This is a genomic window from Streptomyces sp. V4I23 (assembly GCF_030817975.1).
Taxonomy (GTDB): domain Bacteria; phylum Actinomycetota; class Actinomycetes; order Streptomycetales; family Streptomycetaceae; genus Streptomyces.
The window spans coordinates 1,611,683-1,635,793 of sequence record NZ_JAUSZW010000004.1 but is presented as its reverse complement, the minus strand read 5'-3'; the positions used below and the strand labels follow the sequence as shown (position 1 = coordinate 1,635,793).

Annotated in this window: 21 protein-coding genes; 5 read left to right on the top strand and 16 right to left on the bottom strand. The window is 71.2% G+C overall.

Features of this window, described 5'->3' with window-relative positions:
* Nucleotides 1-19 precede the first annotated feature (19 nt).
* Entirely contained in the window at nucleotides 20-1,156 is a 1,137-nt protein-coding gene (locus QFZ82_RS09605; RefSeq protein WP_307712753.1) for a winged helix DNA-binding domain-containing protein, read from the top strand.
* A gap of 35 nt (nucleotides 1,157-1,191) precedes the next feature.
* Here the strand turns inward: QFZ82_RS09605 and QFZ82_RS09600 are convergent, their stop codons facing one another.
* On the bottom strand, nucleotides 1,192-2,013 hold the full coding sequence (locus QFZ82_RS09600; RefSeq protein ID WP_307717676.1) for a helix-turn-helix transcriptional regulator: 822 nt from the start codon (nucleotides 2,011-2,013) through the stop codon (nucleotides 1,192-1,194).
* A gap of 142 nt (nucleotides 2,014-2,155) precedes the next feature.
* Here QFZ82_RS09600 and QFZ82_RS09595 point away from each other — a divergent pair, with 142 nt between their 5' ends.
* Both QFZ82_RS09595 and QFZ82_RS09590 read left to right on the top strand, forming a co-directional pair.
* Nucleotides 2,156-3,832, top strand: coding sequence for an AMP-binding protein (locus QFZ82_RS09595; RefSeq protein ID WP_307712752.1), 1,677 nt, complete (start codon nucleotides 2,156-2,158; stop codon nucleotides 3,830-3,832).
* A complete protein-coding gene (locus tag QFZ82_RS09590) occupies nucleotides 3,829-5,430 on the top strand; it encodes an AMP-binding protein (protein ID WP_307712751.1) in 1,602 nt (533 codons plus the stop codon). Before QFZ82_RS09595 ends, QFZ82_RS09590 begins: the two co-directional genes overlap by 4 nt.
* Nucleotides 5,431-5,504: 74 nt before the next feature.
* Here QFZ82_RS09590 and QFZ82_RS09585 read toward each other — a convergent pair whose 3' ends face one another.
* Both QFZ82_RS09585 and QFZ82_RS09580 read right to left on the bottom strand, forming a co-directional pair.
* Nucleotides 5,505-6,302: a TIGR04222 domain-containing membrane protein gene (locus QFZ82_RS09585; RefSeq protein ID WP_307712750.1), complete on the bottom strand. Its 798-nt coding sequence runs from the start codon at nucleotides 6,300-6,302 to the stop codon at nucleotides 5,505-5,507.
* Nucleotides 6,303-6,424: 122 nt separating this feature from the next.
* Nucleotides 6,425-7,162: a hypothetical protein gene (locus tag QFZ82_RS09580; protein WP_307717675.1), complete on the bottom strand. Its 738-nt coding sequence runs from the start codon at nucleotides 7,160-7,162 to the stop codon at nucleotides 6,425-6,427.
* A gap of 268 nt (nucleotides 7,163-7,430) precedes the next feature.
* On the opposite strand from QFZ82_RS09580, the gene gcl reads away from it, so the two are divergent.
* Together gcl and QFZ82_RS09570 are read left to right on the top strand one after the other, a co-directional pair.
* On the top strand, nucleotides 7,431-9,218 hold the full coding sequence (gene gcl / locus QFZ82_RS09575; RefSeq protein WP_307712749.1) for a glyoxylate carboligase: 1,788 nt from the start codon (nucleotides 7,431-7,433) through the stop codon (nucleotides 9,216-9,218).
* A 310-nt stretch (nucleotides 9,219-9,528) separates the two neighbouring features.
* Complete coding sequence (locus QFZ82_RS09570; RefSeq protein ID WP_307712748.1) at nucleotides 9,529-9,771, top strand: hypothetical protein; 243 nt, start codon at nucleotides 9,529-9,531, stop codon at nucleotides 9,769-9,771.
* 369 nt (nucleotides 9,772-10,140) lie between these two features.
* Here QFZ82_RS09570 and QFZ82_RS09565 read toward each other — a convergent pair whose 3' ends face one another.
* The 13 genes from QFZ82_RS09565 to QFZ82_RS09505 form a co-directional block, all read right to left on the bottom strand.
* Nucleotides 10,141-11,598 carry a catalase gene (locus QFZ82_RS09565; protein ID WP_177149046.1) on the bottom strand — a complete coding sequence of 486 codons (1,458 nt, stop codon included), beginning with the start codon at nucleotides 11,596-11,598 and terminating at the stop codon, nucleotides 10,141-10,143.
* 430 nt (nucleotides 11,599-12,028) lie between these two features.
* A complete protein-coding gene (locus tag QFZ82_RS09560) occupies nucleotides 12,029-12,943 on the bottom strand; it encodes a 2-hydroxy-3-oxopropionate reductase (RefSeq protein WP_307712747.1) in 915 nt (304 codons plus the stop codon).
* Nucleotides 12,944-12,977: 34 nt separating this feature from the next.
* A complete protein-coding gene (locus QFZ82_RS09555) occupies nucleotides 12,978-13,817 on the bottom strand; it encodes a TIM barrel protein (protein WP_307712746.1) in 840 nt (279 codons plus the stop codon).
* A 218-nt stretch (nucleotides 13,818-14,035) separates the two neighbouring features.
* Nucleotides 14,036-14,338: a hypothetical protein gene (locus tag QFZ82_RS09550; RefSeq protein ID WP_307712745.1), complete on the bottom strand. Its 303-nt coding sequence runs from the start codon at nucleotides 14,336-14,338 to the stop codon at nucleotides 14,036-14,038.
* Between the two features lie 26 nt (nucleotides 14,339-14,364).
* A complete protein-coding gene (locus tag QFZ82_RS09545; protein WP_307712744.1) occupies nucleotides 14,365-15,372 on the bottom strand; it encodes an IS4 family transposase in 1,008 nt (335 codons plus the stop codon).
* Nucleotides 15,373-15,489: 117 nt separating this feature from the next.
* Nucleotides 15,490-16,272 (bottom strand): hypothetical protein, encoded by a 783-nt coding sequence (locus QFZ82_RS09540; protein ID WP_307712743.1) that lies wholly within the window; start codon nucleotides 16,270-16,272, stop codon nucleotides 15,490-15,492.
* A 46-nt stretch (nucleotides 16,273-16,318) separates the two neighbouring features.
* The gene (locus QFZ82_RS09535) at nucleotides 16,319-17,095 is read right to left on the bottom strand and encodes a hypothetical protein (RefSeq protein WP_307712742.1); all 777 of its coding nucleotides are present in this window, start codon (nucleotides 17,093-17,095) and stop codon (nucleotides 16,319-16,321) included.
* Nucleotides 17,092-18,366: an MCE family protein gene (locus tag QFZ82_RS09530; protein WP_307712741.1), complete on the bottom strand. Its 1,275-nt coding sequence runs from the start codon at nucleotides 18,364-18,366 to the stop codon at nucleotides 17,092-17,094. Before QFZ82_RS09530 ends, QFZ82_RS09535 begins: the two co-directional genes overlap by 4 nt.
* Nucleotides 18,363-19,655, bottom strand: coding sequence for an MCE family protein (locus QFZ82_RS09525; protein WP_307712740.1), 1,293 nt, complete (start codon nucleotides 19,653-19,655; stop codon nucleotides 18,363-18,365). The genes QFZ82_RS09530 and QFZ82_RS09525 overlap by 4 nt, the downstream gene beginning before the upstream one ends.
* Complete coding sequence (locus tag QFZ82_RS09520) at nucleotides 19,652-20,809, bottom strand: MCE family protein (RefSeq protein ID WP_307712739.1); 1,158 nt, start codon at nucleotides 20,807-20,809, stop codon at nucleotides 19,652-19,654. Before QFZ82_RS09520 ends, QFZ82_RS09525 begins: the two co-directional genes overlap by 4 nt.
* The gene (locus tag QFZ82_RS09515; protein ID WP_307712738.1) at nucleotides 20,806-21,810 is read right to left on the bottom strand and encodes an MCE family protein; all 1,005 of its coding nucleotides are present in this window, start codon (nucleotides 21,808-21,810) and stop codon (nucleotides 20,806-20,808) included. Before QFZ82_RS09515 ends, QFZ82_RS09520 begins: the two co-directional genes overlap by 4 nt.
* Complete coding sequence (locus tag QFZ82_RS09510; protein WP_307712737.1) at nucleotides 21,807-22,844, bottom strand: MCE family protein; 1,038 nt, start codon at nucleotides 22,842-22,844, stop codon at nucleotides 21,807-21,809. The genes QFZ82_RS09515 and QFZ82_RS09510 overlap by 4 nt, the downstream gene beginning before the upstream one ends.
* Nucleotides 22,841-24,109 carry an MCE family protein gene (locus QFZ82_RS09505; RefSeq protein ID WP_307712736.1) on the bottom strand — a complete coding sequence of 423 codons (1,269 nt, stop codon included), beginning with the start codon at nucleotides 24,107-24,109 and terminating at the stop codon, nucleotides 22,841-22,843. The genes QFZ82_RS09510 and QFZ82_RS09505 overlap by 4 nt, the downstream gene beginning before the upstream one ends.
* Between the last annotated feature and the right edge of the window lie 2 nt (nucleotides 24,110-24,111).

Below are 24,111 nucleotides of genomic sequence, written 5' to 3'. Positions count from 1 at the left end.
GCTGGGTAGCGTACGCGCCATGGCGACCAAGACGGTGAAGACCACGTATCCCAGGCTCGGCACCCGCGCGCTCAACCGCGCCACTCTGGAGCGGCAGATGCTGCTGCGTCGCGCACCCCGATCGGCGACGACCGCCGAGGGAGCCGTGCGGCACCTCGTCGGGCTCCAGGCGCAGAACGTGAAGCCGCCGTACTACGCGCTCGCCGCCCGCCTCGAGGGCTTCGACCCGGGTGAGCTGTCCGCGGCGATGGCCGACCGCCGGGTCGCCCGCATGGTGACCATGCGCTCCACCATCCACACGCACACCGCCGACGACTGCATGGCGCTGCGACCCCTGGTGCAGGCCGCGCGCGACCGCGAACTGGGCCAGTTCAGGAAGGGGCTCGCGGGCGTGGACCTGGGACGGCTCGCGGCCGTCGCGCGCGACCTCGTGGAGGAGGAGCCGCGGACGATGAAGGAGTTGCGGGAGGCACTGCTCGTGCACTGGCCGGACGCCGACCCGTTCGCCCTCTCGGTCGCAGCCCGCTGCACTCTGCCTCTCGTGCAGGTCACCCCGCGCGGCCTGTGGGGGAGCAGCGGGCAGGTCGCGCTGACCACGGCGGAGCACTGGTTCGGCAGGGAGACGGAGCCGGTGCCGGCACCGGACGACACCGTCCTGCGCTACCTCGCGGCCTTCGGGCCCGCCTCCGTCAAGGACTTCCAGACGTGGTCGGGGCTGACCCGGACGCGCGAGGCGTTCGAGCGGCTGCGGCCGGATCTCCTCGTCTTCCAGGACGGCCAGGGCACCGAACTGTTCGACGTGCCGGAGGCGCCCCGGCCGGACCAGGACACTCCGGCGCCGCCGCGCTTCCTGCCGGAGTTCGACAACCTGCTGCTCTCGCATGCGGACCGGAGCCGGGTCGTGCCCGCGGAGCACCGGACGCGCACCTGGAAGGGGAACCAGGCCTACCGCACCTTCCTCGTCGACGGCTTCCTGGCGGGCATCTGGCGGCTGGAGGAGACGAAGGACATCGCGACGCTGACGGTCCAGCCGTTCGCCCCGCTGACTCGGGAGCAGCGCGCCGAACTGACCGAGGAGGCCGCCGGTCTGCTCACCACCATGACCTCCGCACGGACGCACGACGTCCGTTTCGGGGCCGTGGCGGAGACGGGCTGACCGTCGCGGGATGCGCCCCGCCTTCACCCCACCGCTTACGGCAGTACGCCGCCCCGGCGTGCCGCAGCGACCGCCTCGCCCCGGCTGTGGGCGCCCAGCTTCCGCATCGCCGAGCGCAGATACGCCTTCACCGTCTCCGGCTTCAGACCCAGCCGTTCCGCCGCCGCCGCGTTCGTCGCACCCGACGCCACGCAGCTGAGCACGTCGACCTCGCGCGGGGCGAGCGGCACCCCCGCCGCAGGCGCGGCGGCGTCGGCGGAGGCCAGCCGGCCGCACACCGCCAGCAGCTCCGCGCGCAGCGCCGGGTCCGCGATTTTCGGGGCCATCGCCCGCAGGTCACCGTGCACCTCGCGGACCGTCTCCCAGGACCGCCGGTCCCCGTCCGCCCCCGGGCCGGCGCCCGTTCCCGGTCCGCGTACCCAGGCCAGCAGTTGCCCCGCCTCGTCCCGCAGGAGGAGCGCCTGCTCCACGTCGCGCGCCGCGGCCACGGCCTCGTCGAGGACCCGGTCACCGAGCGCCACGGGCCGGCGCAGCGCGCCGTACAGCACGCCGCGCACCCGGCGGCGTACGACGACCGGCACCGCGACGACCGACCGCAGTCCCTCCGCCGCGACCGCCGCGTCGTACTCGTGGCTGATGTGCCGGGCGGTCGGGTAGTCGGTCACGGTGCACGGCCGGGACAGGGCCATCGACTTCCCGCCGAGCCCGTTGCCGGTGCGGATGGCGAGTCCGCGCAGCGCGTTCGTCGCCGCTCCGGTCAGTTCGGCGATGCGCAGCGGGCGCGCGTCGTGCACGAGTCCGCCGAAGGCGACGGGCAGCCCGGTCGCCCGCCGCAGGCGTACGAGTGCTGCCCGCATCTCGACCGCTTCGTCCGGTCCGCCCACGCGCAGCTCCTCCCGCCGGTGCCCAGCTCCGGGACGACACCCCCGTATGGGGGTAGTGAGACCCAGGTCACCGATTACACGATGTGCGAGGCCCGTCCCGCAACGAGGAGGAAACATGACGTCTGGCGGCGCGACCGAGAGGTTCCGGACTGCCCGGGATTTCCTGCTGGAGCACCGGGAGGACTACGCGGGCGCCTACGAGGGCTTCGCCTGGCCCCGCTTCGAGCACTTCAACTGGGCCCTCGACTGGTTCGACGCCATCGCCCGGGACAACGACCGCACCGCGCTGCACATCGTCGAGGAGGACGGCGGCGAGGTCAGGCGGACCTTCGCCGAGATGGCGGACCGTTCCGACCGGGTCGCCGACTGGCTGCGCGGGCTGGGGGTGCGGCCCGGCGACCGGGTCGTCGTCATGCTCGGCAACCAGGTCGAGCTGTGGGAGACCGCGCTCGCCGCGATGAAGCTGCGGGCCGTCGTCATCCCCGCGACGCCGCTCCTCGGGCCGGCCGATCTGCGGGACCGGGTGGAGCGCGGCCGGGCGCGCCATGTGATCGTGCGCTCGGAGGACGCCGCCAAGTTCGCGGAGGTGCCGGGCGACTACACCCGGATCGCCGTCGGCGACCGCGTCCCCCACTGGATCGCCTACGAGGACGCGTACGGGGCGGGCGCGCCCTTCGTGCCCGACGGGCCCACCCGCGCCGACGACCCGCTCATGCTGTACTTCACCTCCGGCACCACCGCCCGGCCCAAGCTCGTCGAGCACACCCATGTGTCGTACCCCGTAGGCCACTTGGCGACGATGTACTGGATCGGCCTCCGGCCCGGCGACGTGCACCTGAACATCTCCTCGCCCGGCTGGGCCAAGCACGCCTGGTCCAACCTCTTCGCCCCGTGGAACGCGGAGGCGACCGTCTTCATCCACAACTACACCCGCTTCGACGCGGCCCGGCTCATGGCCGAGATGGACCGCGCGGGCGTCACCAGCTTCTGCGCGCCGCCGACCGTGTGGCGCATGCTGATCCAGGCCGACCTCGGCGGTCTCGCCCGGCGCCCGCGCGAGGTGGTCGCCGCCGGTGAGCCGCTCAACCCCGAGGTCATCGAGACCGTGCGGCGCGAGTGGGGCGTGACCATCCGCGACGGGTTCGGCCAGACGGAGACCGCCGTGCAGGTCTCCAACAGCCCCGGCCAGCTGCTCAAGGCGGGCTCCATGGGCCGCCCGAGCCCCGGCTACACGGTCGAGCTCCTCGACCCCGTCACCGGCGAGCCGGGCGCGAAGGAGGGCGAGATCGCGCTCGACCTGTCCACCGCCCCGGTCGGCCTGATGACCGGGTACCACGGCGACCCGGAGCGTACGGCCGAGGCCATGGCCGGGGGCTACTACCGCACCGGGGACATCGCCGCCCGGGACGACGACGGGTACCTGACGTACGTGGGCCGGTCCGACGACGTGTTCAAGGCGAGCGACTACAAGATCAGCCCCTTCGAGCTGGAGAGCGCGCTGCTGGAACACGAGGCGGTGGCCGAGGCCGCGGTCGTGCCCGCCCCCGACCCGGTGCGCCTCGCCGTGCCGAAGGCGTACGTCGTCCTCGCCGAGGGCTGGGAGGCGGGGCCCGACACCGCCAAGGTGCTCTTCGAGCACTCGCGCGCGGTCCTCGCCCCGTACAAGCGGATCCGCCGGCTGGAGTTCGCCGAGCTGCCCAAGACGGTGTCGGGGAAGATCCGCCGCGTCGAGCTGCGCCGTCTCACCGCGGAGGGCTCGTCCGCCGAGTACGTGGAAGGGGACCTGCGATGAACCTGTCCTACGCGCACGGCACGAGCGGCACCGCGCTGCTCGGCGACACGATCGGCGCGAACCTCGACCGCGCGGTCGCGGCCTGGCCCGACCGGGAGGCGCTCGTCGACGTGGCGTCGGGCCGCCGCTGGACGTACGCCGAGTTCGGCGCGGCCGTGCGCCTGCTGGCGCGCGGACTGCTCGGCTCCGGCGTCGCCAAGGGGGACCGGGTCGGCATCTGGGCCGTCAACTGCGCGGAGTGGGTGCTGATCCAGTACGCCACCGCCCGCATCGGCGCCATCATGGTCAACATCAACCCGGCCTACCGCGCCCACGAGCTCGAGTACGTCCTGAACCAGGCCGGGATCTCGGTCCTCGTCGCCTCGCAGACGCACAAGACGAGCGACTACCGGGCGATGGCCGACGCCGTCCGCGCCTCGTGTCCGCGGCTGCGGTCCGTGCACTACATCGGCGACGCCTCCTGGGACGCGCTGGTGGCGGCGGCCGCGTCCGTCACGGGGGACCGGCTCGCCGCGCGTGAGGCGGAGCTGTCCTGCGACGACCCCGTCAACATCCAGTACACGTCGGGGACGACCGGGTTCCCCAAGGGAGCGACGCTCTCCCACCACAACATCCTCAACAACGGGTACTTCGTGGGCGAGATGATCGCCTACTCCGAGCAGGACCGCGTCTGCATCCCCGTGCCCTTCTACCACTGCTTCGGCATGGTCATGGGCAACCTCGCGGCCACCTCGCACGGCGCGTGCATGGTGATCCCCGCGCCTTCCTTCGACCCGGCCGCGACCCTGCGGGCCGTCGCCGACGAGCGGTGCACGTCGCTGTACGGGGTGCCGACCATGTTCATCGCGGAGCTCAACCTCCCCGACTTCGCCGCCTACGACCTCGGTTCGCTGCGCACCGGCATCATGGCGGGCTCCCCGTGCCCGGTGGAGGTGATGAAGCGGGTCGTCGCGGAGATGAACATGGCGGAGGTGTCGATCTGTTACGGCATGACGGAGACGTCCCCCGTCTCCACGCAGACGCGTCGCGACGACGACCTGGAACGCCGTACGGGCACGGTCGGCCGCGTCATGCCCCACGTCGAGGTCAAGGTGGTCGACCCGGTCACCGGCGTGACGCTGCCGCGCGGAGAGGCGGGCGAGCTATGCACGCGCGGCTACAGCGTCATGCTGGGCTACTGGGAGGAGCCGGAGAAGACGGCGGAGGCCATCGACGCGGGCCGCTGGATGCACACCGGTGACCTGGCCGTGATGCGCGAGGACGGCTGCGTCCAGATCGTGGGCCGCATCAAGGACATGATCATCAGGGGTGGGGAGAACGTGTACCCGCGCGAGATCGAGGAGTTCCTCTACACGCACCCCAAGATCGCGGACGTGCAGGTGGTGGGGGTGCCGGACGAGCGGTACGGAGAGGAGATCCTCGCCTGCGTGATCCCGCGCGACGCGGAGGACCCGCCGACGCTGGAGGAGATCACGGAGTTCTGCCGGGAGCGCCTGGCGCATTACAAGATCCCGCGCCGGGTGGAGATCCTGCCGGACTTCCCGATGACGGTGAGCGGCAAGGTCCGCAAGGTCGAACTCCGCGACCGCTTCAGCTGACCCGGGCGCCCCCCCGGGGCGGAGCCCCCGGTTCGGAGAAGGTGGGGGTGGGGGTGGGGGAGGACACCCGCCCGTCACCCCGGGCCGCCCCCGCACGACGGCGCCCCGCCCCGGCCCGGCGACGTCTCGTCCGCCATGAAGCCCCTCTCGCGGCTGCCGCGCCCCAGAAGGCCGCCGTCCCGCGCGAAGTGGGGGAGGTGCAGCAGGAGCGCCCGGTCGCCGTGCAGCGCCACCGACATCTGCACCCGCGGCACGCTCGCGCTGCCGCGCAGCGGCCGGTCCGGCAGCGGGTGGGCCTCGCGCAGCGAGGCCAGCAGGTGGCGCGCCGCCGGTGTCTGACGCGGCACGAACCAGAGCGCGACGGCTCCCGCCACCGGCACCGCCGCGGCCGCCGTCGCCGCCGGGGAGCCGGTCGTGACCATCAGGCCGGCCACGACCGTCACCGGCACCGCAACCAGCAGCGCACGGGCCGCGTGCCAGCGCCTGCGGGGCCGCAGCAGGCCCTGGGCCGCGCACTGGTCGCGCAGGCCGTCGAGGGCGCGCTGCACCCGGGGCACGGTGAGCAGCACCTGGATGCCCACCGCGCGGCGCAGGGAGGTGTGGACGGCGAGCTGCAGGGGATCGCGGACCGCGGTCCCCCAGCCGTCGATCCGTACCGTGCCCCTGCGCCCGCTCGTGACGACACCGCGCTGATGGAGGGCGACGAGCGCCACGGTCACGGCTGCCCGGCGACCGCCGCGCAGGAGGGCGACGGACTGCGGGCCGGGCGCACCGGTCGCGTCCGCGCCGGGCGTACCGGACCTCAGGAGCACGGCCGCCGCCGCGAGCACCACGCACGCCGCTCCGGTGAACCACCACATGTCGAGGGGCATCACGCCCACCTCCCCCGAGCCGTGTCCGCGGCTGTAGGAGATATGTGCCCGTCCGTACGGGGGCCCGAAGCCCGAAACGGCCGATTCTGAGCTTTATTTGAGATTCGGACCGGTTGCGCAGGCTACGTGCCGATCGTGAGCAGCTCGTCCGCGGGTGCGTTGACCGGCTGGGGACAGCCCGTGAGATCCATGACGAACAGCGGGATGCCCAGCCTGTCCGCACGAGCCCGCGCGTCGTCCGCGTAGCCCGCGAGGGAGAAGAAGACGCTCTGCGCGGACGCGCTGAGTCCGTTCAGCCACAGGCACTCGATGTCGCGGAGGCCGGCCGGCCGGGTCGACGGATCGACCTGGGCCACCACGCCCTGCCCGCGCAGGTCGATGCCGGACACGGGTCTGACCTCCGGCTGGACGACGTCCTTGAAGCCGAGCCACCTCAGATACATCGCGGCGGCCGTCACCGCGTCGCGTGCGGTGCGGATGGTCACCGGACGGAACACGGGACGGGCCGCCGTCGCGGTGGGGGGCAGCGGTATGTGCGCGGGGCCGGGGGCGTCAGGCCTCGCGGTCGCGGCGGCCCGGCCGCAGTCCGGGGCGGGTGCGCTCACCGGGCGCACCAGGATGCGCAGCACGGTTCCGCAGGGGCAGCCGAGCTCCGGCTGCGGCCACTGGTCCTGCCGCTCGCAGAAGGGGCAGCGCACGGTCACCCAGTCGTCCGTCCAGGTGCGATGGGTGATCGGCTCGGGGGGTGCGCCGCGCAGCAGCGGGGGAGCGAGCGGCGCGCCGCAGGCGCACGGGTAGACGGGCGGCGCGTACAGATGGTCACGGCGGCAGGCCGGACAGCGCACCGGCACGCTTTCGATCGTCACGACGCCTCCCCCTCGTGGCTGCCGTCCATCGTCCACCAACGGCCGGGAGTTGGCGAGCCACTTCCCGGACTGCGCCCCCTGCGCTCCGGCGCCGCTCCCTCGCCCCCGCCTCCCTTGACGCCGGACCGGGCTCGTTTTACATTGCTTCCGTATAGCAGAACTAAACTTCCGCATTGCGGAATCTAAACTGGACGCCGACGCGGGACGACGCTCTCAGGTGGCGCGACAGAGCCGATCCCCAAGGCCGGAGCAGGAGCACCCCATGCCTCGTATGACCGCCGCCCGAGCGGCAGTTGAGATCCTCAAGCGTGAAGGCGTCACCCACGCGTTCGGAGTGCCGGGCGCCGCGATCAACCCCTTCTACCGGGCGCTCAAGGAGGGCGGTGGCATCGACCACACGCTCGCGCGTCACGTCGAGGGCGCCTCCCACATGGCCGAGGGCTACACCCGTGCCACGGCGGGCAACATCGGTGTCTGCATCGGTACCTCCGGCCCCGCCGGCACCGACATGATCACCGGCCTGTACTCGGCGATCGCGGACTCGATCCCGATCCTGTGCATCACTGGCCAGGCCCCGGTCTCGAAGCTCCACAAAGAGGACTTCCAGGCCGTCGACATCGCCGCGATCGCGAAGCCCGTCACCAAGAAGGCCACCACCGTCCTGGAGGCCGCCCAGGTCCCGGGCGTGTTCCAGGAGGCCTTCCACCTGATGCGCTCCGGCCGCCCCGGCCCGGTCCTCATCGACCTGCCGATCGACGTCCAGCAGACGGAGATCGACTTCGACCCCGAGACCTACGAGCCGCTGCCGGTCTACAAGCCGCAGGCCACCCGGGCCCAGGCCGAGAAGGCCATCCGGTTCCTGCTGGAGTCCGAGCGTCCGCTGATCGTCGCCGGCGGCGGCGTCATCAACGCCGACGCCTCCGGCCTGCTGGTCGAGTTCGCCGAGCTGACCGGCGTCCCGGTCATCTCCACCCTGATGGGCTGGGGCACCATCCCGGACGACCACGAGCTCAGCGCCGGCATGGTCGGTGTGCAGACCTCGCACCGCTACGGCAACGCGACGTTCCTCGAGTCGGACTTCGTCCTCGGCATCGGCAACCGCTGGGCCAACCGCCACACCGGTTACAACCTGGACGCCTACACCAAGGGCCGGAAGTTCGTCCACGTCGACATCGAGCCCACCCAGATCGGCAAGATCTTCGCCCCGGACTACGGCTTCGCCTCCGACGCAAAGGCCGCCCTGGAGCTCTTCATCGAGGTGGCGAAGGACCTCAAGGCCGAGGGCAAGCTGCCCGACTTCGGCGAGTGGGCCGCCTCCACCCAGGAGCGCAAGGCCACCCTGCTGCGCCGCACGCACTTCGACAACATCCCGATGAAGCCGCAGCGCGTCTACGAGGAGATGAACAAGGCGTTCGGTCCGGAGACCCGCTACGTCACCACCATCGGCCTCTCCCAGATCGCCGGCGCGCAGATGCTGCACGTCTACAAGCCGCGCCACTGGATCAACTGCGGCCAGGCCGGCCCGCTCGGCTGGACGATCCCCGCCGCGCTGGGCGCCGCCACCGCCGACCCTAAGACCCCGATCGTCGCGCTCTCCGGCGACTACGACTTCCAGTTCATGCTGGAGGAGCTGGCGGTCGGCGCGCAGCACAAGATCCCGTACGTCCACGTCCTGGTGAACAACGCCTACCTGGGCCTGATCCGGCAGGCCCAGATCGGCCTGGACATCAACTTCCAGGTCAACCTGGAGTTCGAGAACATCAACACCCCGGAGATCGGCGTCTACGGTGTCGACCACATCAAGGTAGTCGAGGGCCTCGGGTGCAAGGCGATTCGCGTCACCGACCCGAACGAGCTGGGCGCCGCCTTCGAGGAGGCCAAGAAGCTCGCCGCCGAATACAGCGTCCCGGTGGTCGTCGAGGCCATCCTGGAGCGTGTCACCAACATCTCGATGAGCAAGACGGTCGACATGAGCGACGTGACGGAGTTCGAGGAGCTGGCCACCGAGCCCGGCCACGCCCCGACCGCGATCAAGCCCCTGAAGGTCTGATCCGCCGCCCTCCGGGGCGAGGAGGCCCGGTCCGCAGCCGCGGACCGGGCCTTCGTCGTTCCAGGGCGCCCGGCGCGGCCGGCAGGGGCCCTTGAGGGGGCCGCCGGCTCTCGCACCTCGCGCTTTGCTGTCGTCGCTGTCGTCGCTGTCGTCGAGGCCGTCGGGGCCCTGGCGGCGGAGGTGCGGGAACGCGGGCGGGGCAGATCCCGGGCGTGCGGGGAACCGCCACGGCTCCCGCTCTGTCTCTTCCCCGGGCGGCACACGCCGCCCGCGGTCACCGCGGCGACGCGGATCGACGGGGGAGGGCGCCGTGGCGGGATTCCGGCCGGACCGGCGGGGGTTGCTCGTCGCCTTGCCGCCGGTGGCGGCGGTGCTGTGGCTGTGGGTCGCCTGCATCGAGGACATGGGGATCAGGGAGGCCACCGTGACCGCGGTGGTGGCGGCGGGGTTCCTGTGCGTCTTCTCCGTGGCGGAGGACGCGTGGGAACACTGGCGCGGGCGTCACCGCGGGGGCGACGGAGCCGCCGGCGGGGACAGGGGCGGCGAGGCGTAGACGGATCAGGGCCCGGTCTCTGTGCGCAGACCGGGCCCTGATCGCCGAGCGCGAAGTACGGGACCGTAACCGACTCCGCGCTCTGTCTGTGAAGTTGTTGCCGCCCGACGGTGCGAGGCTGGCGCGACAGGACGTTCGCGCCGCCGGGCGGGACCTGGGAATCGCCCGGGACCGCGGCGGGGCGATCGGCCGCCGGTCCTCCTCACGTCAGGTCGGAGAGGGGGACCGGCGCCTTCACCACCGCACTGGCATCGCACGTCCGCCGCGGTCCTCAAGCTGTCCGCACCGGTGACCACCCCTCATCCGGGCCACCGATCCGGACCGCGCACCGTCGCCGGCAGGACGCCGGCTCCGGTGCGCCGTCGGTGACTAGTCCTCGCGCAGGGCGCGGACCGCCTCCTCCACGCGCTTGCCGTAGTCGGCGTCGGCGGCGTGGAAGTGGGCCAGGTTCTTCTCGATCACGTCGTCGCGGGTGACCTGCGACAGGCCGCCGGCGATGTTCGCGACCAGGCGCTGCTTCTCCTCCTTTGACATCAGGCGGTAGAGCTCACCCGCCTGGAAGAAGTCGTCGTCCTTGACGTGCGCGGGCGCCGCGTGGGTGCCGGTCCAGCCGGTGACGGCCAGCGGGGCGGAGAGCGCCGCGTCCGTCTGGGCGGGGCCCGCGTACGAGTTGGGCTCGTAGTTCTTGTCGTGGCGCGAGCCGTTGCGGGTGGCCATGAGGCCGTCGCGGCCGTAGTTGTCCGCGACCGCCGCCTTGGGCGCGTTCACGGGCAGCTGCGTGTGGTTGACGCCGAGGCGGTAGCGGTGGGCGTCCGCGTAGGCGAAGAGGCGGCCCTGGAGCATCTTGTCCGGGGACGGACCGATGCCGGGCACGAAGTTGTTCGGGGAGAACGCGGCCTGCTCGACCTCGGCGAAGACGTTGTCCGGGTTGCGGTCGAGGACCAGGCGGCCCACGCGCTGCAGCGGGTAGTCGCTGTGCGGCCACACCTTGGTGAGGTCGAACGGGTTGAAGCGGTAGTCCGCCGCCTCGGCGGCCGGCATGACCTGGACGTAGAGGGTCCAGGACGGGTTCACACCGCGCTCGATGGCCTGCAGCAGGTCCGTCTGGTGCGAGTTGGCGTCCTTGCCGACCAGTTCGGCCGCCTGCTCGGACGACAGACAGCGGATGCCCTGGTTGGTCTTGAAGTGGTACTTCACGAAGAAGGCCTCGCCCGCCTCGTTGGTCCACTGGTAGGTGTGGGAGCCGTAGCCGTTCATGTGGCGGTACGAGGCGGGGATGCCGCGGTCGCCCATCAGCCAGGTCACCTGGTGCGTCGCCTCGGGGGCGTGCGCCCAGAAGTCCCAGACGTTGTCCGGCTCCTGACGGCCCGTGAAGGGGTCGCGCTTCTGCGAGTGGATGAAATCGGGGAACTTGATCGGGTCCTTGATGAAGAACACCGGGGTGTTGTTGCCGACGAGGTCGTAGTTGCCCTCCTCGGTGTAGAACTTCACCGCGAAGCCGCGCGGGTCGCGGACCGCGTCCGCGCCGCCGAGCGAGTCGGCCACGGTCGAGAAGCGCAGGAAGGTCTCGGTGCGCTTGCCCACCTCGGAGAGGAAGTCGGCCTTCGTCCAGCCGGTGACGTCGTCGGTCACCTCGAAGTAGCCGTACGCGCCGCTGCCGCGGGCGTGGACCACGCGCTCCGGGATGCGCTCACGGTTGAAGCGGGCGAGCTTCTCCAGCAGGTGCTGGTCCTGCAGGAGCAGCGGGCCACCGACGCCGGCGGTGGCGGAGTTCTGGTTGTCGGCGACCGGGGCGCCGGACTCGGTCGTAAGCACGCGCTTCGACATCGTGACCTTCCGATACGTACGGGAGCTGCTGGCGGTGCGAGGAGCGTAAGGACGCCCCCGACCTCACGTCAACAGTTTGTTGAAATTGAAGGAGGGTGTTCCGGCCGGTGCCGGCGCCTGGGCGCGACAGGACAGGTGTCAGCGCCGACACCGACCGGAGCTCATGGGGCCGTGGCCTGCCTGGGCAGGGGCTTCGGTGGTTGCTGCCCGGTGGGGGCTGATCCCGGGGTGGGGCGGGGGTCTACGGGGCCGTGCCTGCCTGGGCAGGGGCTTCGGTGGTTGCTGCCCGGTGGGGGCTGATCCCGGGGTGGGGCGGGGGTCTACGGGGCCGTGCCTGCCTGGGCAGGGGCCTCGGTGGTTGCTGCCCGGTGGGGGCTGATCCCGGGGTGGACCGCTCCTGCCTGCGCTTTGGCGCAGCCGTGGCAGGTCGTCAGACCTGCGCGCCCGAGAGGCGCTCGACGGCGCGCAGCAGGGCCGAGTGGTCCAGGCCGCCGTCGCCCTGGGCGCGCAGGGAGGCGACCAGCTGGGCCACGACCGCGCCGACCGGCAGGGCGGCGCCCACGTTGCGGGCGGCGTCGGTGACGATGCCCATGTCCTTGTGGTGGAGGTCGATCCGGAAGCCGGGCTTGAAGTCCCTGTTCAGGAAGTTGTCCTTCTTGCGCGTCAGTACGGTGGAACCGGCCAGACCGCCGCCCAGGACGTCGAGGGCGGCCTTCAGGTCCACGCCGGACTTCTCCAGGAAGACCACGGCCTCGGCGCACGCCTGGATGTTGACCGCGACGATCAGCTGGTTGGCGGCCTTCACCGTCTGGCCCGAGCCGTGCGGACCGCACAGCACGATGGTCTTGCCGAGGGCCTCCAGGATCGGCTTGGCGGTCTCGAAGTCCGCCTGCTCGCCGCCGACCATGATGGACAGCACCGCCTCGACGGCACCCGCCTCGCCGCCGGAGACCGGGGCGTCGAGCACGCGGATGCCCTTGTCGGCGGCTGCCTTCGCGAGGTCGATGGAGGTCTGCGGGGTGATCGAGGACATGTCGATCAGCAGCGCGCCCTGCTTCGCGTTCTCCAGGATGCCGTCGGGGCCGTAGCAGATGGCCTCCACCTGGGGCGACGCCGGAACCATGGTGATCACGACGTCCGCGTCCCGGACCGCCTCGGCGATCGAGGAGGCCGCGGTGCCGCCGGCCGCGGCGAGGCGGTCCAGCTTGTCCTGCTCCAGCGTGAAGCCGGTGACCTGGTAACCGGCCTTCAGCAGGTTCTCGGACATGGGGGAGCCCATGATGCCGAGCCCGATCCAGGCAACCGCCGGGCGGGTGGGGCGGGAGGAATCGGCGAGAGTGCTCATGAGGGTACCTCTTTCAAAAAGCTTGCGGGGTGAGTCAGTTGGCCGCTCGGGCCGCCGCGGGCAGCCAGTCGAACGACTCGGCGCTCGGGCGGTCGCCGGCCTTGTACTCCAGGCCGACCCAGCCCTCGTATCCGGCCTTCTTCAGCTCGTCGAGGAGCTGCTCCAGCGGGAGCGAGCCGGTGCCCGGAGCGCCGCGGCCCGGGTTGTCGGCGATCTGGACGTGACCGGTCTTGTCCGCGTGGGCCGCGATGACCTGGGATACGTCCTCGCCGTTCATGGACAGGTGGTAGATGTCCAGGAGGAACTTGGCGTTGCCGAGGCCCGTCGCCGCGTTCACCTTGTCGACGACCTCGATCGCGGCGGGCGCGCTCACCAGGGGGTAGAGCGGCGACTCCGGCTTGTTCAGGGTCTCGACCAGCAGGATCGCGCCGATGCGGTCGGCCGCGCGGGCTGCGAGGACCAGGTTCTCCAGGGCGAGAGCGTCCTGGATCTGCGGGTCGGCGCCGTCGACGCGGTTGCCGTAGAGCGCGTTGAGCGCCTTGCAGCCCACCGAGGCGGCGAAGTCGGCGGCCACCTCGATGTTGGCCCGGAAGCGGTCGGACTCCTCACCCGGCACGGAGAGCGCGCCGCGGTCGGGGCCCGGCAGCTGCCCGGCGTAGAAGTTCAGGCCCACCAGCTGGGTGCCGGCGTCGTCGAGCGCCTTCTTGAGGGCGTCGAGCTCCGCCTGCGGCGGGGTGGGGGTCTCGATCCAGGGCCACCACAGCTCGACCGCCGTGAAGCCCGCCGCGGCGGCTGCCGCGGGACGCTCCAGGAGCGGGAGTTCCGTGAAGAGGATCGAGAGGTTCACATCGAAGCGCTGGTCCGCGTATCCCATGAGGGCTGTGCGCTCCTTCCGTATTGCGGAAGTTTCTTTCTGCTTAATGGAATTCTGTCGAGCGGTGGCCTGAGCTGTCAAGACGCGGACGCAAAAAAGCGCCTCCGAGCTGGGACGGCGCGGCCTGCGGGGCTGCTGCCGTCCCGGCCCGGAGGCGCGGGAGGGGGAGACTGGGGCTCTAGAGGCAACGCCGTTCAGTTAAGGCGGGCTCGGTGGTGTCAAGGGCTGCTCGTGAGCATGGTGATGCTAATGGTGGCTTTGTAGGTGGTGCGGTCGATGGCGGGTCCGCGCGCGTTGTATTTGGAGATCGCTCGTTTGACGATGCGGTCTTTGGTGCGGACCCGCCGGGCTGGCAGGAGGTGGGCCAGGACGTGGCGGCCGATGGTGCCGACGAGGTCGATGTCGGTGTCGGTGATGACGCCGGCGGCCAAGACGAGCTGGTCCCGGGCAGCGGCGAGGGCAGTGGTGAAGCCGGCCCGGTCCGGGTCGGTGCCCGCGGCACTGTCGGCAGCGTCGGTCATTGCCGTGCGTAATGCCTGGTAGGCGGTCAGGAGTGCCCAGACCTCCTGCTCGATGCGGGGGTGCGGGCCCGCAGGACGCGTCCGCCCAAGATCGTGGATTTCAGCTCGGCGTAGGCGGTCTCGATCTCCCAGCGCTCGTGGTAGAGCCGGATGAGTTCCCCGGCCGGGTGGGTGGCAGGGTCAGTGAGGGTGGTCAGCAGCCGGTAGTGGCCGGCGCGGGCGCCCTGGGCGGTGCGGATGGTGATCTCGGCGTCGATGACTCGCATAGTCAGCGGCCCGATCCGGGTGAGTACCGAGCCGTCGCGGCAGCGGGCCACCAGGGGCAGCTTCCGATTGGTCTTGCAGCGGACCAGCAGATCGGCGCCGGTGGAGGCCAGCTGGTTCAGCAGGGCAGCGGAGGAGAAGTTCCGGTCGCCCAGCAGCAGCATTCCGGGCCGCAGGCTGTCCGCCAGGCGGCGGGCGTATTCCAACTCACCATGCGTGGCGGGACCGAATACGGCGCCGATCAATGACCGGGTCCCGCAGGCCACCAGCGCGGCCAGACGCAGTTGCGGGTAGCCAGAGGTCCCGTTGCCGAGCCGCTGCCGTGTGAACACCGCCAGGTTGGCCGGGCAGTCCGGGACCGGCAGTAAGGTGCCGTCGACCGCGACGACCCTCAGTCCCCGCCACCGCCCGGCGGCAGCGGTCGTGGCCGCGGGCCCGCTCACCAAATTGAACAGCGCTTTCATTGGTGCCGGCCCCAGCCGCTGGCGGGCCTGGCGAAGAGCGCTGCCGCTGGGCCGGAGCAGCGGCAGGCCCGCCAGCCCGGCACACAACCGGTCGAAAACCTGCTGGTAGCCCAGCCCGTTGAAGAGCGCTCCGGCCAGCAGCAGGTACACCGTGACCCGCGCCGGCACCAGCCGGATCCTGCGCTGCACCGCACCGGTCTCGGCCAACACCTCGTCGACCATCTCGAACGGAACGATCCGGGTCAGCTCACCGATATGCCCCGGCGCGAACACCCCGGCCGTCCTGGTTATGGCAGTCTGTTCCAACAGCGGAGCTCCTGTAGTGAGGATGTCTTGGAGGACAACCTCTTCTACAGCAGCTCCGCTGCCTCGTTCACCAAGCCTTGACGAGCGACCTCCACGCCTAACTGAACGGCGTTGGCTCTAGAGGGCGTCGACGGCGCTCACCTTCCAGCCGGCGTCCGTACGCGTCATCGTCATCCGCACCCGATTGAGGTCGACCCGCGAGCCTGTCACCTGGGTGCTGGTGGTGACCTGGTTGACGAACAGCAGGACGACCACCTTGTCCGGCGACGCCGACACCACCGACGCGGCCGGGGCGCCGCCGTCCGGCGGGCGGACCACGGAGGCCTTGACCGTGCCGCGGTACTTCGTCGCCGTCGGCGCGACCACCGTCTTCGTGGTCCTGCCGTACTCGTCGCGGAACGAGCCGGTCAGCCAGGTGCGTGCGGTCGCGAAATCCTTGTCAAGCCGGCGGTGGTCGTACGACAGCACCACCGGCGCCGCCTTGCGGGCCGCCGCCAGCGCCTCGGTCCGCGCGGCGTCGGTGTCCCGGCCGTGGACGTATTCCCGGCCCAGCACGCCGGCCGCGACCAGGGCCGCCACCAGCAGCACCGCCAGCGCGGCGCACACCCGGCCGCGCGTGATACGGCGGCCCCGCGTGACCTCCGCGGCCACCAGCACCCGCCCGACGTGCTGCTCATCGGGCCTGCGTGCCTGCGAGACGTCGTCCGGGGCCTCGGCCGGGACCTCCGTGAGAGGCACGGCACGGGACGCCGCCGCGAGGCCCGAACCGCCCGGACCGCCCGAGGAGCCCGGCGCACCGGACCTGACGCGCTCGGTTTTCTTGGCCGCCGCTCGCGCGGCCGCGGCCATCGTGCGCTGCCCCGACGCGGCGCCGCGCCCCCGGGTCGTCGGATTCGCCATGGTCCTGCTCCTCACTGCTGGTGGTACGGGGTGGGCGTCGGGGCGGTCAGCCGACGAACTCGACGTTGGAGGTGAGCCAGCGACCGCTCTCGAGCACCAGGTCGAGCTGCAGCCGGTAGGTGCGCGCCTGTCCCTCGGGTGCGGCGGTGTTGGTCACCTTGCTGTCGGCGACGACGAGCACCCGGGCCGACCGCTCGTCCGCCCGCGCGATGCCCGCCTCCAGCACCTGGCCCTGCGACACCGACTTGTTGGCGGCGACGAGCTTCGTCAACTCGGCGGTCTGCGCGGTGAACTGCTCCTTGAAGTCGCCGGTCGCGCCCTTGAGCACGTTCGCGCTGTCGCGCTCGTAGTGCCGGTAGTCGAGGGAGGTGAAGTTCAGCGCCGACTGGCGGGCGGCGGCCAGGATGTCCTGCTGCCGCTGCGTCTCGGCCCGCTGCTCGTACACCTCGACGCACAGCCACCCACTGAGCGCGGTGACGACGACGGTCCCCACGGCGAGCGCCGCGGCCGTCAACCGGCCGTGCGCCACCTGTCCGGCGGCTCGCCGCAGCCCGCGCAGGCGGGCCCCGCGAGCGCCCGCCCCCTCGCCCTCGTCAGCGTCTCGCGCCCCCGGAGTGTCCGAGTCCTCCTGCCCACCGACGGCCTCAGGGGCCTGCGGCTCGTCCTGCGCGCCCGCGGTCGACGATGCCCGCGCCGCCTGCGCGCCCGAGCTCTCGGGGCCCACGTCGGCGCGGTCCTGCGTCGCGACCCCAGCCGCCTGTGCATCCGGCGCCTCGGGCGCCGCCTCGCGGCGGTCGCGCGCCGCCGTGGCGTTGTCGGTCATGCCATCGGTCCCACGAGCAGCCATTGCCACGAGTCCTTTCCGAACGTGCTCTGTTCGCCGCCCGTCGAACCGATCTCGACGAGCGTGCCGCCCGGCCCGGCGAGGGTGCCGGTCTCCGGGTCGTACGGGGTGACGTGCGCCGCCTGCCGCGCGCCGCCCGGCCCGGAGGAAGCGCCGGGCGCGTTCTGGGCGCCGCGCACCGAGGTACTACTGCCGCGCGGCTCGGTGCAGCGCGCCTTGGTGTTGGCGGGCCGCTGAGAGGCGTCCGCCGGGTCGCGCCGCTGGGTGCCGTAACCCTGGCGGCACGGCGGCGGGTCGTCGGCGTTCACGACCATGCCGAAGTGGGTGGTGCCGTCGCCGGGGATCACGGTGTAGCTGCCGGCGACGATCACCGGGAACGTCACCAGCGCCTGCTCCACCCCGGGCAGCCGGGCCACGGTGACCTGGCCGCCGCTGATCAGATTGGAGAGCAGCACCGGCAGATGCGTCTCGTTGGACTTCAGCAGCGAGTCGACCTCCTGTGCCGCCGGGGCGCTGTTGCCCACCAGCCGCCTCAGATCGCCGTCACGCGCCTTCAGCTCCGCGGTCAGCGCGGCCAGGTCGCGGGAGAACGACGTGATCGCCGATCCCTTGTCGCTCTGGGTCTTCAGCACCACCCGCGAGTCCTCGATGAGCGAGGTCGTCTCGGGCAGGTTCTCCGAGGCCGACTCGACCAGCAGGTTTCCGGAGTCCACCAGCTTGCTCAGATGCGGCCCGGTGCCGGCGAAGGCCTTGCCGAGTTCGTCGACCGTGACGCGCAGATCGTCCTTGCCGACCGAGTTCACCAGCCGGTCCAGGCTGAGGATGGGCGCCGTCGTGGGCAGCGGGACCCTGGTGTCGGCGCGCGGGATCTCGCTTCCCTCCTGCAGAAACGGGCCGCTGGAGCGGCGCGGCTGGAGATCGACGTACTGCTCGCCGACCGCGGAACGGTTCGCCACCACGGCCAGCGTGTCCGCCGGTATCCGGGTCCCGTCCTCGATGTCCAGCGCCACCGAGACACCGTCCGCGCCGGCGAGCCGCAGGTCACCGACCCGTCCCACCGGAACGCCCCGGTAGGTGACCTCGGCGCCCTGGAAGATGCCGCCGGAGTCGGCGAAGTCGGCCCGCACGGTGTATCCGCGGTCCAGCAGGCTGTCCACCAGGCCGGTGTACTGGGCGCCGACGTAGGAGCACCCCACGGCGGTGACCGCGGCGAAGGCGATCAACTGGCCCCTGACCGTACGTGTGATCACGGCTGCATCCCCTTCAGCATCAGCTCGGCCAGTGCCAGGTCGATCCCCGCGGGCAGCCGGCGTCCGTCGCCGGACGCGTCCTCGTAGGAGGCGTGGCTGCCGGTGCACACCGGCGGACACAGCGGTCCGTCGCCGCCGGGGGGCGGAGGAGCGCCCGGCGTCGGGGCGCCGGGAACCGAGGGGGGCCCTTGCGGCAGAGGCGCTTGTGGCAGGTCGGGTACCTCGGGCGTGCCGGGAACCTCCGGCAGCCCGGGCTCTTGCGGGGTGCCGGGCTTCTTCGGTTCCTCCGCGAGGTTGCCGTAGATGCTCGCGAGGTCCAGGTCCGCGGTGATCTTGAGGTTGACGTAGTCGCCCTTGATGGCGCCGGTCGCGTTCCGTGGGAACGGATAGGTCGTCAGGATCTCCAGTGAGTTGGGGAGGTCGCTGCCTGCCTTGTTGAGCTCCTGCAGGATCGGCTGCAGGCTCTTGAGGTTGGCCACCGTGTCCGCGCGCGAGGTGTTGATCACCTTGGTGCCCGTCTTCCCCAGCTCCGAGAGCGAGGTCAGCATCGTCGTCAGATTGCGGCGCTGGTCGGCCAGTACCTTCAGCGCGCCGGGCATCGTGTCCACGGCCTGCGCGATCGTCTTCTTCTCCGCGGCCAGCCGCTTCGCCAGCCGGTCGATGCCCTTGAGCGCCCGGACGATCTCCTTGCGCTGCTCGTCGAGCCCGCCGATGAACGTGTCCAGCTCGCCGAGCAGGTCCTTGACCCGGTTCTCCCGGCCCTCCAGCGCCTTGTTCAGCTCCACGGTGATCGTCTTGAGCTGCGCCACACCGCCGCCGTTCAGCAGCGCGGAGAGAGCGGAGAGCACCTCCTCGATCTCGGGGTTGCGCCCGGTGCGCGACAGCGGGATGCGCGCACCGTCGGTGAGCCGCCCGCTGGGTTCGATGCCCACCGGCGGGGACAGGGCCACGTACTTCTCCCCGAGCATGCTGGTCTGCCGCAGCTCGGCGATCGCGTTGCCGGGCAGCTTCACATCGTCGGCGATACGCAGCCGCACCCGGGCGTGCCAGCCGACCAGTTCCACCTTCTCGACCGCGCCCACGGTGACGTTGTTGACCTTCACCGCCGACTGCGGGACCAGGTCGAGGACATCCCTGAAGTCGGCCGTCACCTGGTAGGCGTTGCCGTCGGCGGCCGCGCCGCCGGGCAGGTTCACGTCGTACAGGCCGTTGAAGTCGCAGCCGGTGAGCAGCACGGAGCCCATGGCCGTCACCAGGGCCACGGCCCTGCGCCTGCGGGGTGCACTCATGCGCGTGCCTCCAGGATTCCGCCGAGCGTCCGGTCGACCTGGCCGGTGCCCGGCACGGGGCCGGAGGCCGGCACCTTGGGCAGCGAGTCGAACAGCTTGTCCAGCTCAGCGCAGTCGGGGTTCTTGCCCCCGGCGTCGCCGGTGGTCTTCAGCAGCGAGCACAGCAGCGCCGCCGGGTCCTGCGGGTGGTCGGGGTTGTTGCGGGTGTCGAGGGTGCCCGACGAGGGGTTGTACGCGTTCTGGAGGTTCGACAGGCCGGTGGGCGCGACCTCCATCAGCTCCGCCAGCGCCGCCCGCTGGGTGACCAGCACCTTGGTGACCTTGCTGAGTCCCTTCACGTCCTCGGTCAGCGCCTTCTTGTTGTTCTTCACGAACCTCGACACGTCCCCGAGCGCCACTCCCAGATGCTTGAGAGCCGCCGCGAGGTCCTTGCGCTCCCCGGCGAGCTGATCGGCGACCGCGGCGAGACTGTCGTTGAACGACCGCACGCTCTTGTCGTCGGCGGCGAGCGCCGCGGTGAACACCTGCAGATTGCGTACGGTGCCGAACAGGTCCTGCCGGCCGTCGGACAGCGTGGTGACCGCGAGGGACAGGTCCTCCACCGTCTGGTGCATCTGTTCGCCCTGGCCGTCCAGATTGTCGGCGCTCACCCCCAGCAGCCGCGAGAGCGAGCCGTCCTTGTTGGCACCCTTCGGGCCGAGCGCCTCGGCCGTCGTGTGCAGGCTGTCGAAGACCCGGTCCAGCTCCACCGGCACCGCCGTGCGGCTCTGGGGGATCACCGCGCCGTCGCGCATCACGGGCCCGCCCTTGTACACCGGCAGCATCTGTACGTAACGGTCGCTGACGACCGAGGAGTTGATGATGGCGGCCTGGGCATCGGCCGGGATCCTGCGCCCGGGCTCGTACTCGAGCTCCACGCGCACCCGGCCGCCCTCGGGGACGATCTCGGTGACCTCACCGACGCGTACGCCGAGCACCCGCACGTCGGAGCCCGGGTAGATGCCCACCGTGCGCGGGAAGTACGCCGTGACGCGCATCGGTTCCTCGCGCGGCCACAGCACGACCGCGGCGCAGACCAGCAGCGCGGTGGCGACGGCGGCGGCCGTCAGCCGGGCCGTACGGCCCTTCGGGTTGAAGCGGATGCGGCCCTTCATCGCGACCCTCCTGTCCGGGGGACCACCGGTGCGGCGACCATGTTCTGGATGTAGCTGTCGAACCAGCGGCCGTTGCCGAGGGTGTTGGTGAAGACCCGCACGTACGGGGCGAGCAGGGCGACGCTGCGGTCGAGACTGGCCTGGTTGCGCTCCAGCATCCGCACCACCTGGTTCAGCCCTTTGAGCGCCGGGCCTATCTCCTTCTCGTTGTCCTTGACGAGGCCCGACAGCTGGATGCCGAGCGCCGCCGAACTCTTGAGCAGCGCATGGATGGCCGCCCGGCGGCGGGAGATCTCCTTGAAGAGTGCGTCGCCGTCCTTCACCAGGGTGGTGAACTCACCGGAGCGTTCCGCGAGCACCTTGGTGACCGAGTTGGAGTGCTTCAGCAGCTCGCGCAGGTCCTCGTCACGCGAGGCCACCGTCTTCGAGATCTTCGACAGTCCCTTGATCGAGGCGCGTACCTCCTCCGGCGAGTCCTCGAAGGTCGTCGAGATGGTGTCCAGGGCCTTCGCCAGCTGCTCGGTGTCGACCTTTTCGCTGGTGGTCGTCAGATCACTGAACGCCTGGACGACGTCGTACGCCGGGGTCGTGCGCTCCAGCGGGATCTCGCTGCCGGGCCGCAGCTGTCCGGACCCCTTGGGCTGCAGGGCCAGGTACTTCGAGCCCAGGATCGTCTTGATCCGGATGGCCGCGCCGGTCCTCGTGCCGAACTTCGGGTCTCCCTTGACGCGGAAGACGACCTTCACGTGGTCGCCGTCGAGATCGACCTCGTCGACCTTGCCGACCTTGACCCCGGCGATGCGCACCTCGTCACCGGGCTTGAGCCCGCCGGCCTCCGAAAACGCGGCGCTGTAGGTGTCGCCGCTGCCGATGACCGGCAGGTCGTCGGCGTTGAACGCGGCCGTCGCCAGCAGGGCGAGCGTGGTGAGGCCGACCGCGCCGATCACCACCGGGTTCCTGTCGCGGAACGGGCCGAGCCTGGGCAGGTGCCGTGTCGTCATCCGCCGCACCTCGCCCGTGCCACGTGCAGCTCCGGAGTGATCACCTCTCGGGTCTTCGGCAGCACGATCCGGCCGTCGAAGTCACAGAGGTAGAAGTTGAACCAGGAACCGTACGAGGCGGTCCCCGTCAGCTTGTTGAGCTTGTTCGGCAGCCGCTTCAGCACGCCCTCCACGGTCTTCTCGTTGTCGTTCAGCGTCTTGGTGAGGTCCCTCAGCTCGGCGATGTCGCCCTTCAGCGGCGGCCGGGCGTCCTCGATCAGACCGGAGGTCGCCTCGGTCAGCGAGCCGATGTTCTCCAGCGAGGACCCGATCGGCTTGCGGTCGGCGGACAGTCCGGAGATCAGCCGCTGCAGCTGCTTGAGCAGCCCGGAGAACCGCGCGCCGCGCTTGTCGAGGGTCTGCAGTGTGGTGTTGAGGTTGTCGATCACCGATCCGATCAGCTCGTCCCGGTCGGCGAGGGTCGTGGTCAGGGACGCGGTGTGCGCGAGCAGGCTGTTGACCGTGCCGCCCTCGCCCTGCAGCGTCTTGATGATCTCGGTCGCGAGCTGGTTGACGTCCTTCGGGCTGAGCGCGGCGAACAGCGGCTTGAAGCCGCCCAGCAGCGCGTTGAGGTCGAGCGCCGGCTGCGTCCGCGCCAGCGGGATCGTCCCGCCCGGCTTCAGCCTCGTCCCGTCGCCCGCGCCCTCGGTGAGCGCCACATAGCGCTGGCCGACCAGGCTCCGGTAGCGGATGACCGCACCGGTGCTGGTCAGCAGCGGCCGGTCGTGGGAGACGGTGAACGTCACCTCCGCCAGGGTGCGGTCCTTGATGCGGATGTCCTCGACCTCGCCGACCCGCACTCCCGCGACGCGGATGTCGTCGCCCTCCTCCAGGCTGGTGACATCGCTGAACACCGCACGGTAGGTGTGCTCCGGGGTGAAGGAGAGGTTGACGATCGTCGCCGCGAGCAGCGTCGTCGCCAGGATCGTCACCACGCCGAAGAGAAGGAACTTGACCAGCGGTGCCGCGGTCGCGGTGGCCCGTGAAGCCTTCATGCCACACTCACCGCCGTCCCGCGTGCCATGGGCCCGAAGAGCAGCGTCGCCACCGCGGGCACGCGGTCGGCAGGCACCCCGAGGACCGGCGCGACCAGCGAGCCGACGGCCCGCTGCTCGGCCGCCGTCGCCGAGACCGGCCCGGCTCCGGGCGGGCCGCCGGCAGCGACATCCTTCGTACCGTCGTCGAGCTTGGTGTGTCCCGACGGCACGGAAGGGCTGGGGAGGCTTCTGCAGTTGGGGCCGGAGCGATCGGCATAGCGCGGTTCCTCACCGGGTCGGTACGCGGGTCGCGGATGGACGAATTCGAGGGTGATACGCATCTCGCCGCCCCTGAACGCCTTCTCCGACTCCCTGGTCTGGCGCTCGAGGCCCTCCAGGAGACACGGGTACTCGGGCGAGTAGCGGGCGAACAGGTCGAGGGTGGGGCGGGAGACACGGCCCAGGGTGATCAGCCGCTCCCCGTTGTCGTCGAAGAACTTCTCCGCCGTGCCCGCGACCTTCGCCGTTCCCGTCAGGGCGGCGGCCAGCTGGTCGCGCTTCTCCACGATCGTGCGGCTCGTGGTGACGGAGTTGCGCAAGATGTTCATCAGGTCCGGTGCCGCGTCCCCGTAGACCTCGGCGACATCGGCGAAGCGGGAGATGTCCTCCTGCATGGACGGCATATGGGGGTTGAGCTTGCGCAGATAGCGCTCCAGCCGGACCAGGTTGTCGCCGATGCGGTCCCCGCGCCCTTCCAGCGCGGTGGAGAACGCGTGCAGCGTGGCGTTGAGATCCGCGGGCCGCACGGTGCGCAGCAGCGGGAGCAGGTCGTTCATCAGGTGCTGCACCTCGATGCCGGCCCTGGTGCGGTCCTGGGTGATCACGTCACCGGCCCGGATGTGCCGGCCGGACGAGCCGGGCGGCGCCACCAGATCGACGAACTTCTCACCGAAGAGCGTCTTCGGCAGCAGCCGTGCCTGCACATCGGCCGGGATCCGTTCGACGTGCTCGGGCTTCAGAGCGATGTCAAGCGTCGCCTTCTCCCCGTCGGCCCGCACCTCGCGCACCTCACCGACGAGCAGTCCGCGCAGCTTCACGTCGGCCCGCGGGTCGAGCTGGTTGCCGAGCGTGTCGGCCTCGAGCGTGATGCGCACCACCGAGGTGAACACCTGCTGGTACGCGGCCACGGAGAGCGACAGCAGCAGGGCGATGACGGCGAGGAACACGATGCCGTACAGCCGCAGCCTGCCACTGCGTGCCGCGGCGCCTCTTTCGATGCTCATCG